This is a genomic window from Brevundimonas sp., assembly GCF_036402095.1.
Classification (GTDB): Bacteria; Pseudomonadota; Alphaproteobacteria; order Caulobacterales; family Caulobacteraceae; genus Brevundimonas.
On the sequence record NZ_DASWTO010000116.1, the window covers coordinates 1 to 12,329 of the forward strand.

Annotated in this window: 10 protein-coding genes and 1 pseudogene; 6 read left to right on the forward strand and 5 right to left on the reverse strand. The window is 69.1% G+C overall.

Features of this window, described 5'->3' with window-relative positions:
* From VGD32_RS08515 to thrS, 4 genes are all read left to right on the forward strand, one after another.
* Positions 1-734: tetratricopeptide repeat protein (locus tag VGD32_RS08515; protein ID WP_331031466.1), on the forward strand; the 734-nt coding region annotated here is incomplete at its 5' end.
* 44 nt (positions 735-778) lie between these two features.
* Positions 779-1,261: an iron-sulfur cluster assembly scaffold protein gene (locus VGD32_RS08520; RefSeq protein WP_331031467.1), complete on the forward strand. Its 483-nt coding sequence runs from the start codon at positions 779-781 to the stop codon at positions 1,259-1,261.
* A gap of 44 nt (positions 1,262-1,305) precedes the next feature.
* Positions 1,306-1,554, forward strand: a complete 249-nt coding sequence (yidD, locus tag VGD32_RS08525; protein WP_331031468.1) for a membrane protein insertion efficiency factor YidD — start codon at positions 1,306-1,308, stop codon at positions 1,552-1,554.
* Positions 1,551-3,476, forward strand: a complete 1,926-nt coding sequence (gene thrS, locus VGD32_RS08530) for a threonine--tRNA ligase (protein ID WP_331031469.1) — start codon at positions 1,551-1,553, stop codon at positions 3,474-3,476. The genes yidD and thrS overlap by 4 nt, the downstream gene beginning before the upstream one ends.
* Before the next feature lie 73 nt (positions 3,477-3,549).
* On the opposite strand, the gene phnE is transcribed toward thrS, so the two are convergent.
* From phnE to VGD32_RS08555, 5 genes and pseudogenes are all read right to left on the reverse strand, one after another.
* The gene (gene phnE, locus VGD32_RS08535) at positions 3,550-4,374 is read right to left on the reverse strand and encodes a phosphonate ABC transporter, permease protein PhnE (protein WP_331031475.1); all 825 of its coding nucleotides are present in this window, start codon (positions 4,372-4,374) and stop codon (positions 3,550-3,552) included.
* 219 nt (positions 4,375-4,593) lie between these two features.
* A pseudogene (gene phnD, locus VGD32_RS08540) lies at positions 4,594-5,394 on the reverse strand (phosphate/phosphite/phosphonate ABC transporter substrate-binding protein); the annotation flags it as partial.
* Between the two features lie 127 nt (positions 5,395-5,521).
* Positions 5,522-6,526 carry a phosphate/phosphite/phosphonate ABC transporter substrate-binding protein gene (phnD, locus tag VGD32_RS08545; RefSeq protein WP_331031470.1) on the reverse strand — a complete coding sequence of 335 codons (1,005 nt, stop codon included), beginning with the start codon at positions 6,524-6,526 and terminating at the stop codon, positions 5,522-5,524.
* Positions 6,523-7,320 (reverse strand): phosphonate ABC transporter ATP-binding protein, encoded by a 798-nt coding sequence (gene phnC, locus VGD32_RS08550; protein ID WP_331031471.1) that lies wholly within the window; start codon positions 7,318-7,320, stop codon positions 6,523-6,525. The genes phnD (VGD32_RS08545) and phnC overlap by 4 nt, the downstream gene beginning before the upstream one ends.
* 123 nt (positions 7,321-7,443) lie before the next feature.
* Positions 7,444-10,245, reverse strand: a complete 2,802-nt coding sequence (locus VGD32_RS08555) for a pitrilysin family protein (protein WP_331031472.1) — start codon at positions 10,243-10,245, stop codon at positions 7,444-7,446.
* 195 nt (positions 10,246-10,440) lie between these two features.
* On the opposite strand from VGD32_RS08555, the gene VGD32_RS08560 reads away from it, so the two are divergent.
* Both VGD32_RS08560 and VGD32_RS08565 read left to right on the forward strand, forming a co-directional pair.
* A complete protein-coding gene (locus VGD32_RS08560) occupies positions 10,441-11,706 on the forward strand; it encodes a type III PLP-dependent enzyme (RefSeq protein WP_331031473.1) in 1,266 nt (421 codons plus the stop codon).
* A gap of 99 nt (positions 11,707-11,805) precedes the next feature.
* A partial coding sequence (locus VGD32_RS08565) for a deoxyhypusine synthase family protein (RefSeq protein WP_331031474.1) occupies positions 11,806-12,329 on the forward strand: 524 nt, incomplete at its 3' end.

Consider the following 12,329-nt stretch of genomic DNA (forward strand, 5'->3'; position numbering starts at 1 on the left):
AGGCCGCACCCGCGGCGGCGGCGCCCGCGGCCGCGCCCCGGGTCCCCGCCAGCGCCGAGGCGCGCGCGGCCTATGACCGCGCCGACCCGCTGAGCCGTTCGGTGTTCTGGACGGAGCAGGCCGAGATCAACCCGCTGGACCCGGTCGCGGGGGTCAAGGCCGCCGTGGCGATGCGCGAGCTGGGCCGCTACGCCGAGGCCGCCGAGATGGCCGAGCGCATCCTGCTGGTTCAGCCCGGCAACGTCGAGGCCATGCTGGAGGTCGGCCGCGGCCATATCGCCCGCGGACACGCCTTCTACGGGGTCGCGGCGCTGGAGCGGGCCCGGGACGCCCGTCCCGAGGACTGGCGCGCCTGGTCGCTGCTGGGCACGGCCTATGAGCAGGTGCGCCGGTCGCAGGACGCCCAGACCGCGTGGGCCCGGGCGCTTCAACTGTCGCCCGACAATCCCGACGTGCTGACCAATATGGCCATTTCGGCCATGACCCGGGGCGACACCGCCGCGGCCGAACCGCTTCTGCGCCGCGCCGCCGCCCAGCCGGGGGCCTCGCTCAAGGTGCGGCTCAACCTCGCCATGGCGCTGGGCCTGAACGGCAAGATGGACGAGGCGGAGCAGATGATGCGGCGCGACCTGCCGCCGGACGCCGCCGACCGGAACCTCGAATGGCTTCGGGCGCGGGCCGGATCGGCCGCCAACGATCAGGCGCGGACCTGGGGCTCGCTGCAGGGCGGCTGAGCGTCGGGCTTCACGCAAGCCCCCCGTCCGCCTATCTTCCGATCATGATCGACGAGCTCTACAGCGCGCGCATCCTCAAGCTGGCGGCCAATCTGCCGCACAGCGGCCGGCTGGCCGCGCCGCAGGGCACGGGCGAGCGGGTAGCCAAGCTGTGCGGTTCGAAGGCCGTGGTGGACGTTACGCTGGATGACGCGGGCCGCGTCTCGGAGTTCGCACAGGATGTGAAGGCCTGCGCTCTGGGGCAGGCCGCGGCCGGGGTGCTGGGCGAAAACGTCGTCGGCGCCTCCGCCGGTGAGATCGCCGCGGCGCGGGACGCCATGACCGAGATGCTCAAGGCGGGCGGCGAGGGTCCGGAAGGCCGGTTCGAGGGGCTGCGCGCCCTGAAGCTGGTCGCCGACTACCCCGCCCGTCACGCCTCGACCATGGTCGCCATCGAGGCGACGCTGGACGCGGTGAAGCAGGCCCAGGGTCGCACTCTGGCCCGCAAGAGCCCGGACACGCGAACTAGCCTCGCCGGCGCGGCATAGCGCCCGTTGCCCCCGTCCGCTGGACAGGGGATAAGCGCGGCGACATGGCACCCGGCGGTACTCTCTACGAACGCGGCGTCCGGCTGGCCCACCGCGGCTACAAGCTGACGCTGTCGCCCCTGATCGGACAACAGTGCCGGTTCCTGCCGACCTGCTCCGACTATGGCCGGGACGCGCTGATCCAGCACGGCCCGATCAAGGGGGGATGGCTCACGGTCCGACGCCTCTGCAAATGCCACCCCTTCGGCAAATCGGGCTATGACCCGGTTCCGCCTGCAAAGACTGAACGATGATCGAACTGAAATTCCCCGACGGCGCCAGCCGCGAGTACCCTGACGGCGCCACGGGCCGCGATGTCGCCGCGTCCATTTCGCCCTCGCTGGCGAAGCGCGCGGCGCTGGTCGAGATCAACGGCCAGCAATGGGACCTCGACCGCCCGCTGGAGAGCGGCGGCGCCTTCCGCCTGATCATGCGCGACGATCCCGAGGCGCTGGAGACCATCCGCCACGACGCGGCGCACGTGCTGGCCCAGGCGGTGCAGGAACTGTTCCCCGGCACCCAGGTGACCATCGGCCCGGCCATCGAGGACGGGTTCTATTACGACTTCGCCCGCGACGAACCGTTCTCGACCGACGATTTCGCCGCCATCGAGAAGCGGATGGCCGAGATCGTCGACCGCGACGAGAAGCTGGTGCGCCAGGTGTGGGACCGCGACGAGGCCATCAAACTGTTCGAGGCCAAGGGCGAGACGTTCAAGGCCGAGCTGATCCGCGACCTGCCGGCCAGCGAGACGATCACCACCTACGCCACGGGCGACTGGGTCGACCTGTGCCGCGGGCCGCATTTCCCGTCGACGAAATTCGTGGGCAAGGCCTTCAAGCTGACCAAGCTGGCAGGGGCCTACTGGCGAGGCGACCACCGCAATCCGCAGCTGCAGCGCATCTACGCCACGGCCTGGGCCTCGAAGGAGGATCTCGACGCCTATCTGCTGCGCGTCGAGGAGGCCGAGAAGCGCGACCATCGCAAGATCGGCCGCGCCATGGAGCTCTTCCACATGCAGGAAGAGGGCCGCGGCATGGTCTTCTGGCATCCCAAGGGGTGGATGCTGTGGCAGGTCATCGAGGCCTATATGCGCCGCCGGCTGACGGCGGCGGGCTATGTCGAGGTCAAGACGCCGCAGGTGCTCGATCGCAAGTTCTGGGAGGCCTCGGGCCACTGGGACAAATACCGGCCGAACATGTTCGTCTGCGAGACGGTGGAGGGCGAAACGCTCAGCCTCAAGCCGATGAACTGCCCGGGCCACGTGCAGATCTTCGACCAGGGCCAACGGTCGTACCGCGAGTTGCCGCTGCGCATGGCCGAGTTCGGCGCCTGCCACCGCTATGAGCCGTCGGGCGCCCTGCACGGCCTGATGCGGGTGCGCGGCTTCACCCAGGACGACGCGCACATCTTCTGCCGCGAGGACCAGATCGTCGACGAGACGCGCCGGTTCATCGAGCTGACCAAGATGATCCACGCCGACCTCGGCATGGAGACCGCCTACATCAACCTGGCCACGCGGCCGGAAATCCGCGCCGGCTCGGACGAGTTCTGGGACAAGGCCGAGGGCATGCTCGGCGAGGCCGCGCGGCTGGCCGGGGTCGATCCGGTCATCGCCGAGGGTGACGGCGCCTTCTACGCGCCCAAGCTGGATTTCGTGGTCAAGGACGCCATCGGCCGGGAATGGACCTGCGGCACCCTGCAGCTCGACTACGTCCTGCCCGAACGGCTGAACGCGGAATACGTCGGCGAGGACGGCCAGAAGCACCGGCCGGTCATGCTGCACCGGGCCATCCTGGGCAGTTTCGAGCGGTTCATCGGCATCATGATCGAGAACTACGCCGGGGCCTTCCCGCTGTGGCTGGCCCCGACGCAGGCGGTGGTGGCGACGATCGTCTCGGAGGCTGACGACTACGCCCGCGAGGTCGTGGCGAAGTTCAAGGCGGCAGGGCTGCGCACCGAGATCGACCTGCGCAACGAGAAGGTCGGCTACAAGGTCCGCGAACACTCGGTGGGCAAGGTTCCGGTCATCGCCGTGGTGGGCAAGAACGAAGCCGCCGAGGGCAAGGTCGCCCTACGCCGGCTCGGCTCCCAGGGCCAGGAGGTGGTCACCGTCGAGGAGGCCATCCGCATGCTGACCGAAGAAGCGACGCCGCCGGACCTGCGTCAGGCCTGATCGCCGGCGCTGAAACAGAAAGCCCGCCCTTGCGACGCAGGGGCGGGCTTTTCGTTGGACCGTCAGGACAAGGCTACAGCAGCCGCTTGCGCATGGCCTGGCTGAGCATGTCGATCAGGGTCACGGCCACGACGATGATGATCGCGATGGTGGAGACCGTGCGGTATTCGAACGCCTGCAGGTTCTCGAACAGGGCCTGGCCGATGCCGCCGGCGCCGATCAGACCGAGCACGGTGGCGGCGCGGCTGTTCGACTCGAAGCGGTAGAGGGCGAAACTGGTCCACAGCGGGGCGACCTGCGGGATGACGCCCCAGGTGATCTCGTGCAGACGGCCGCCGCCGGTCGCCTTGACGCCCTCGATGGGCCCCTTGTCGATCGACTCGACGGCTTCCGAGAACAGCTTGGCCAGCACGCCGGCGGTGTTCAGGCCGATGGCCAGCACGCCGGCCAGCGGGCCCAGGCCCACGGCGACGATGAACAGGGTGGCGACCACCAGGTCGGGCACCGAGCGCATCAGGTCCATGACCCGGCGCACCGGCCAGACCAGCCAGGCCGGCGACAGGTTGCGCGAGGCCATCAGGCTGAGCGGCACCGCCAGGAAGACGGCGAGGAAGGTGCCCCACAGAGCGATCTGCACCGTCAGCCACATCTGGCCCACCAGCGAACGCCACTGGGTGAAGTCGGGCCGGAGGAAATCCCGGCCGTAGTCCTGCATCTTCTCGGGGTTCGAGAACAGATTGACCAGATTGGGCAGGTCGACGCGGTTGAAGGCCGCGATCAGGATGACGGCGAAACCGCCCCACAGCAGCAGGTCCAGCGACCAGGCGGCCATGGACTTCTTCGGCGGCTCGGGGACCTGGGCGGGATCGACGGCCGCGGGCGCGGCGGGCCGGGGCATGACGTTCAACGCGACTGCAAAAAGCGCCAGCACGCCGATGACGGCGAACGGCCACCAGCGGCCGACCAGGGTCCCGGCGCTGGCCGGCGGCGCGACCTCGGGCGGACGGCCTTCGCGGCGCGCCTGATCAGCCTTCATCTCGCGGATCGGATCGAGATAGCTGTTATCCGCGGTGCGGAACTGGGAATAGTTCAGTCCCACCAGCACCTGGCGCTGACGCTCGGCGTCGGGGCCGTAGCCCTGGCCGTAGGTGACGAAGAACCGCTTGATCCGGGCCTTGATGTCGACGGGCAGATCCGAGCGGATGACGATGCCCGACTCCGGAATGGGCGGCGACTGCCAGATTTCCTCGATCTGGTCGGCGATCCGCGGGTTCTGGCGACGCAGGAAGATGGTGTTGACCGAGTTGGACGTCGCCGCATCGACCTGGCCGTTGGCGACCGAGAAGGCGTTCGCCTGGTGGTTGGCCGAGCGGACGGTCGAGAAACATTCCGTCGGATTGATGCCGCGGGGGCCGAAGAAATAGGTCATCGGCGCGAGCGTGCCCGAGGTCGACTGGGCGTCGCCGATGCCGAAGGTGTAGCGCTTGCCGCACTGGGCGAGGTCTTCGACGGTGATGCCGGAGCCCTTTTTCACGATCAGGGTCGAGACGTAGGAATCCTTGCCCTCGAGGTCGACGATGCGGGCGATGACCTCGCCGTTCGACCGGTCGATGGCCTGCACCGCGGGCAGGGCCGAGAACCAGCCGATCTGGGCCTGGTTGGCGCCCATGGCCTCGACGAGCACGCTGTAGTTGGAGCCGAAGATCGGCTCGACGGGAATGCCCAGCTCGCGCTCGAGATCATCCAGCAGCGGCTGCCAGAGCGGGCCGGAGGACGCCTGGCCCTCGGCCGAGAGCACGGTGAAGACGATCTTCGACGGACGCTGCGTCTGGGCGGAGGCGTCGCCGGCGGACATCAGACCGCACAGGGCGACGGCGAGCGCCACGGCGCCGGCGAAGAGATTGCGGAGGCGGCTCATGCGCGAACGCTCCGGACGGCGGCGTCAGGGCCGAGGATGAAGTTCATGGCTTGAATATCCGGGCTGCCGGAGGCGCCCATGGGAAGGGATTGGCGGAGGGTGGCGACGGATGTCGGTACGGCGGATCTCATGGCTGCACCTCGCGCCTGGCTCGCAGGGCCTGAAGATCGCGCTGGGCGGCGGCGACGCCGGCGGCGTCACCCTTGGCGCGGGCGGCGGCGAGGGCCTGGTCGGCCATCAACTCCCGCACCGGGTCGAGATAGTTGTCGTCCGCGGCGCTGAAGCGCGAATAGCTGAGGGCGGCCAGCACCCGGCGCTGCCGGTCGCCTTCGGCGCCCCCGCCCTGCCCGTAGGTCAGGAAGAAGCTGCGGATCTTCTCCTTGAGCGCCGGATCGAGGTCGCCGCGCACGAGGATGCCCCCCTCGGGGATGGGCGGCGACTGCCAGATCGGCTCGACCTGGCCGGCGATCACGGGATTGCGGCGTCCGAGGGCCTCGAGGGTGACGCTGTTCGAGGTCGCCACATCGAGAACGCCAGCCGCGACCTCGAAGGCGTTGGTCTCGTGGTTGCCGGGTTTGACCGAGCGGAAGCAGATCTCCGGCTGGATGCCGCGCGGGTTGAACAGGAAGGTCATCGGAACGAGCGTGCCCGAGGTCGACTGGGCGTCGCCGATGCCGAAGCTGTAGCGCTGTCCGCAGGCCAGCACGTCATTCAGCGTCAGGCCCGACCCGCGCTTGGCGATCAGGACAGAGCGGTAGCTGTCGGCGCCGTCCTGGTTCACCGTGCGTGCGAGCATCTCGGCGCCGGCCGTCTCCATGGCGGTGATGGCGGGCTGGGCCGAGAACCAGGCGACCTGGGTCCGCCCCTGCTTCATGTCTTCGACCAGGATGGCGTAGCTCGACGCGAAATGCGGCTCCACCGGCACGCCGATCGCCTTCGACATATCCTCCAGCAGCGGTTGCCAGAGCGGCCCGGACGAGGCCTGGCCCTGGGCCGAAAGTATGGAGAAGCTGATCTCGCCCGGCGTCGCGCCGGCCGGGAGGTCGGTCCCCCGGTCGCAGCCGGACAGGCCCAGGGCGACGGCGGCCAGAACCCCGACGCCGAACCGGCGAGCAGAGTCCGGAAGGTTCATGCCTTGGCTTCCCAGAACGCGTCTTCGAACTCGGGGCCGTAGATGTCGATGAGTTGCCGGGTGTCCAGACCGGTCGCCGGACCATCATAGACGATCTGACCGGATTTCAGGGCCACGACGCGGTCGCAATAGCGGATGGCGTAGTCGACTTGGTGCAGGGTGACGATCACGCCGAGGCCGTCGCGCTTGTTCAGCTCGACCAGCAGTTCCATGACCTTGCGTGCCGAGACGGGGTCGAGCGAGGCCACCGGCTCATCGGCGAGGATGGCCTGCGCGCCCTGGACCAGGGCCCGCGCGATGGCGCCGCGCTGCTGCTGGCCGCCGGACAGGGTGTTGGCGCGCTGAGCCGCGTAGTCGGAGACGCCGACGCGGTGCAGGGCCTCCATGGCCTTGCGCTTGTCCGCCGCCGGCCAGACGCCCAGGACGCCCTGCCAGCCCGGAATGCGGCCGAGCACGCCGAGCATGACGTTGGAGAACAGCGACAGCCGGCCGACCAGGTTGAATTGCTGGAAGATCATGCCGAGCTTCTGGCGCGCGGCGCGGACCTGGCCGGTGATGCGGCCGTTCTTCTGCACCGTCTGGCCGAAGACCTCGATCACGCCCTTGCCCGGGTCGATGGTCTGCAGGCCGGTGATCGAGCGCAACAGGGTCGACTTGCCCGAGCCCGAGGGACCGATCAGGGCGACCATTTCACCGGCGCCGACCTCGACGGACACGCCGTTCAGGGCCTTGCGGGCGCCGAAGGTCTTGGACACGTCCCGGACGGACGCGACGGCGGCGGCGGATGCGGTCATGGACAGACTGTCGGCGGTTGCAGGGGCGCGCCGCATGGCCCGAACGGGCCCTTGGGGCAAGTCTTAATGGCACGCCCGCGACGATTTCGTCCAGCTTGACGGCAGCCGGGCCCGTCGAGGGCCTTACCGGGCCGCCCGGACCTCGACCTCCATTCCGAGGCTCTCCAGCTGGGGCCGGACCACCGCGGCGTCGCCGACCACCACCCAGACCATGTCGCCGCTCCCGAGGACCTGGCGGGCCGCCGCGTCCATGGCGCCGGGCGTCAGGGCCTCGTAGCGGGGGGCCAGTGTCTCCCAGTAGTTGTCGGGGCGGCCGTAAAGGGCGTTCGATCGCAGGGCGTTGAGGACGGCCGCAGAGGTCTCGAAGCTGCCAGGCAGCTGGCGGACGTTGCCGTTAACCGTGCGGTCGCGCTCGGCGGGGGTGACGCCCCGGTCGCCGAGAAACGCGCGGTACTGTTCGATCAGGACCGCGATCGACTCGCCGGTGCGGTCGGACTGGACCGGCGCATTGACGATGTACGGGGTCTGGTGCTCCAGCAGGTTGACCCGCCCGCTGAGGCCGTAGGACCAGCCGCGGGTCTCGCGGATGTCCTGGTTGATGCGCGACAGGAAGCCGTTGCCGATGACTTCGTTGGCGGCGTTCAGGGTGACGAGATCGTCGCGGCCGGTCACCGGCAGGACCACGCCTCCCATGATCAGCGACTGGGGCGACTGCGGCCGGTCGATCAGGACGACGCGCGGGCGAGCCGGCGGAACCGGCGTGTCGAAGGCCTTCACGCCCTTGGCCACGGCGGGCGCGGTCCAGGTTCCGAAGCGGGCTTCGAGCAACGGAGTCAGCTCCGCGAGCGGCCGGTCCGAAACGATGAACAGCTGGGCGTTGTCGGGCCGGATCCAGCGCTGGTGGAAGCCGGCCAGGTCCTCGCGGTCGAGCGCCTGGACCGCCTCCGTCGCGCCAAGGCCTGACCAGGCGCGGCCGTAGGGGTGGTCGGGGCCATACAACACCAGCGGCAGGGCGCGGGCGCCCATCCCGTTGGGCGAGCTCTTCTCCTGGGCGATGGCGGCGAGCTGCTGGTTGCGGCGGCGTTCGATATCGCCGGGCCGGAAGCCCGGGTTGCGGATCACATCGGCCAGCAGATCCAGCGAAGGTTCGAGATTGGCGCTGACGGCGGTCAGGGCGACCGTGGTGCGATCGACGGACCCGAAGGCGGCGATGCCGGCGCCCAGCCGCTCTTCCTCCTCGGCGATCTGCACGGCGGTCTTGCCGGCGGTGCCCTCGGTCAACAGATCGAGCATCAGCCGCTGCGTACCGGGGGCGTCGGCCGGGTCGGCGGCGACCCCGGCGTTGAACTCCACCGCCACACGGGTGGTGGGGACGGTGGTCGAGCGGGCGTAGATCACCTCCATGCCGTTGGACAGGCGGGCGCGTTCGACGGTGGGGAAGTCCAGCGCCTTCATCGGCCCCACGGGCGGCATCGGCTCGCGCGGGGAGACGGGCAGCGGCTCGGCCGGGGCCGGGGCGGGGCGGGTAGCGGCGGCCTCCGCATACGGTTCGCGCTCGCCAGGATCGACCCGGGTGGCCAGAACCGGACGGGTCAGCCACCGGTCCATCGCCGCCTTGACCGAGGCGGGGGTGACCGCGCCCAGATCGGCAAGCTCCTTGCGGTAGAAGCCGGGATCGTCGGCATAGAGTTCGCCCTCGGCCAGCACGACGGCCTTGCCGCCGAAGCCGCCGACCGGCTCCAGCGCCTGGATCTGGCCGGAGAGGGTGCTGGTCACGGTGCGGGCGATTTCATCCGCGGTCGGACCGTTGGCGATGAAGTCGGCGATCAGAGCGTCGAGCTTGCGGGACACGGCGTCCGCGTCCTGGCCCGGCTTGACGTCGACGGTGACGGTGAACATGCCGATGCGATGGAACGGCTGATAGCCGGTTCCGACCGAGGTGGCGGTCTCGTCGCCGCGCACCAGGGCGTTGTCGAGGCGCGAACTGGCCAGACCGCCGAGCACCGAGGCCGCGACTTGCAGGTCCGCAGCCTCGTCGGCCAGCATGCCGGGGACCACCCAGGTGCGGTACAGGCGGGTGTTGGGCACCCGGTCGTGCATCAGCTGGTCGATACGGGCGGGAAGCGTCGGGATGTCGGCCTGGGCGGGCTCGTTCACGGCCCCCCGCGGGATGTGGCCGAAATACTGCTGGACCTTCTCCCGCGCCGTGGCGGCGTCGATATCGCCGGCGATGACCAGCACGGCGTTGTTGGGCCCGTAGTTGTCCCGGTGCCACTGGCGCAGGTCTTCAAGGCTGGCGGCGTCCAGGTCGGCCATCGAGCCGATGGTCGAGTGGCGATACGGATGGCCGGGCGGGAAGAGGGCCTCCAGCTGGGCGTAGTAGACGAGGCCGTACGGCTGGTTGTCGCCCTGCCGCTTCTCGTTCTGGACCACGCCCCGCTGGTTATCGAGCCGCTCCTGATTGAGCGCGCCCAGCAGGTGGCCCATCCGGTCGCTCTCCATATAGAGCGCCTGGTCGAGGGCCGAGGTCGGGACGGTCTGGAAGAAGTTGGTGCGGTCGAACCAGGTGGTGCCGTTCCAGTCGGTCGCGCCGATCGCTCGCAGGGGCTCCATCAGCCCGCCCGGCAGGTTCTCGGTCGGATTGAACAGGCCGATGTGCTCGAACAGGTGGGCGTAGCCGGTCTGGCCCTCGGGCTCGTCCTTGGCTCCCACATTGTACCAGGCGGCGACGGCGACCACCGGGGCCTTGCGGTCGGTGTGGACGACGACCCTCAGACCGTTGTCGAGGGTGAAGGCTTCGAAGGGAATGTCGACGCTGCGGGCCAACTCGGCCGCGGGAACCGGCTGCGGAGACTGGGCCAGCACCGGCGGCGCACCCGCCGCCAGAGCCAGGGCCAACACAGCGGCGAAGGTGGTGCGGCGCATGACAAGTCCCCCATCAGCGGAGGCACGAGCCTACGCGCGGCCGAACGAGGTTCAAGTTACGGCTCTGTCACGAAAAAACCGCTTTACATGACGGGGCTATGACCCCATATCGCGCGCTCCGGCGGACCCCGTGGTCTAACCGTTTGCGCTGCTAACGCCGGTCTGGGTTTCACAATTAACAGGGGGTTACGTGAATTGCGCACGTACCAGTTTCCCCTGGACCTGGTCCGTGAGCGGTCCCCTGAGCGCCCCGTCGCCCTCGTGCGGCCGCGTTCGGTTTCCGTAGCGGCGCGCTGGTTCCAGGACAATCTAAAGGCTGACGTCTTCTATGCGGTGAAGGCGAACCCGTCGCGTTGGGTCATCGAGGCCCTCGTGGAAGCGGGTGTGCGCGGCTTCGACGCCGCCTCGATCGCCGAAATCGAGCTGGTGCGCTCCGTCGATCCGGACGCGCGCATCGCCTTCATGCACCCGGTGAAGAGCCGGGCGGCGATCACCCGCGCCTATTTCGAACACGGCGTCCGCACCTTCTCGCTCGACTGCCAGGAAGAGCTGGCCAAGATCCTCGACGCCACCGGCGGCGCCTCCGACCTGAACCTGGTCGTGCGCATGGCGGTGTCGGCCGACGGCGCGGCCTATTCCCTGTCAGGCAAGTTCGGCGTCTCGCCGGACCAGGCCCCCGCCCTGCTGCTGGCCACCCGCCAGGCGGTGCAGGACGGCCTGATGGGCGTGTCGTTCCATGTCGGTTCGCAGTGCATGCGCCCGTCCGCCTACGAGGCCGCCATGGCCCAGGTCGGCCGCGCCATCACCCGCGCCGGCGTGATCGTCGACATCGTCGATGTCGGCGGCGGCTTCCCCTCGGTCTATCCGGGCATGGTCCCGCCGGACATGAGCGAATACGCCGACGCCATCCATCGCGGCTTCGCCGAGATGCCGGTCACCCACACCACGGAACTGTGGTGCGAGCCCGGCCGCGCGCTGGTCGCCGAGTCCTCGTCGGTGCTGTGCCGGGTCGACCTGCGCAAGGGCGACGCCCTGTACCTGAACGACGGCTCGTACGGCTCGCTGTTCGACGCCACCCACTCGCGCTGGCCGTTCCCGACCAAGCTGGTCCGGGACGGAGCCGCCTCGGCCGATCTGAAGCCGTTCCGCTTCTACGGCCCGACCTGCGATTCCATCGACCACATGCCGGGCCCCTTCTGGCTGCCGGCCGATGTGCAGGAAGGCGACTTCATCGAGATCGGCATGCTGGGCGCCTATGGCGTGGCCATGTCGACGGGCTTCAACGGCTACGGCGAACACGACATCGCCGCGGTCGAGGACGCCCCGATGGCCTCCCTCTACGGCCTCGCGCCACGCTCGATCCCGACCGTGCGCACCTCGGCCGAGGAACAGGCCCGCAAGGTGGTTCGCCTTAGCCGTCCCAAGGGCAAGGCCGGCCAACGGAAGAAGTCGCGGCGCTAATCCGGCGCTGACGCGTTCTGATCAGCAGCGGCCCGTCGCTCCGTCCGGGCCGCTGTTCCTATTGACGACGGGCGCTCAAACCAAAGGGAAACCCTTGCAATGAACGCTCCCGTTCAGTCGAACCAGAAGGCGCAACTCCTTCAGAACACCGTCGAGCACGTGGACATCACGTCCTTCGACGCCCGCCCGATCATCGATTCCATGCGCAAGATGTCGTTCTCGAGCCGCGACACGGCCCGGGCCGCCGACATCTTCAACATGGCGCTCGAGGACAAGGACTGCTCGCCGTGGCTGATCCTCGCCGGCTCGACCTCGGCCGGCGGCTGCATGCACGTGTACCGCGACATGGTGAAGTTCGGCATGGTCGACGCCGTGGTCGCCACCGGCGCCTCGATCGTCGACATGGATTTCTTCGAGGCCCTCGGCTTCAAGCACTACCAGGCCGCCGGCGAGGTGGACGACAACGTCCTGCGCGACAACTACATCGACCGGATCTACGACACCTATATCGACGAGGAAGAGCTCCAGGCCTGCGACCACACCATCCTGGAGATCGCCAACCGGCTGGAGCCGCGCGGCTATTCCTCGCGCGAGTTCATCTGGGAGATGGGCAAGTGGCTGTC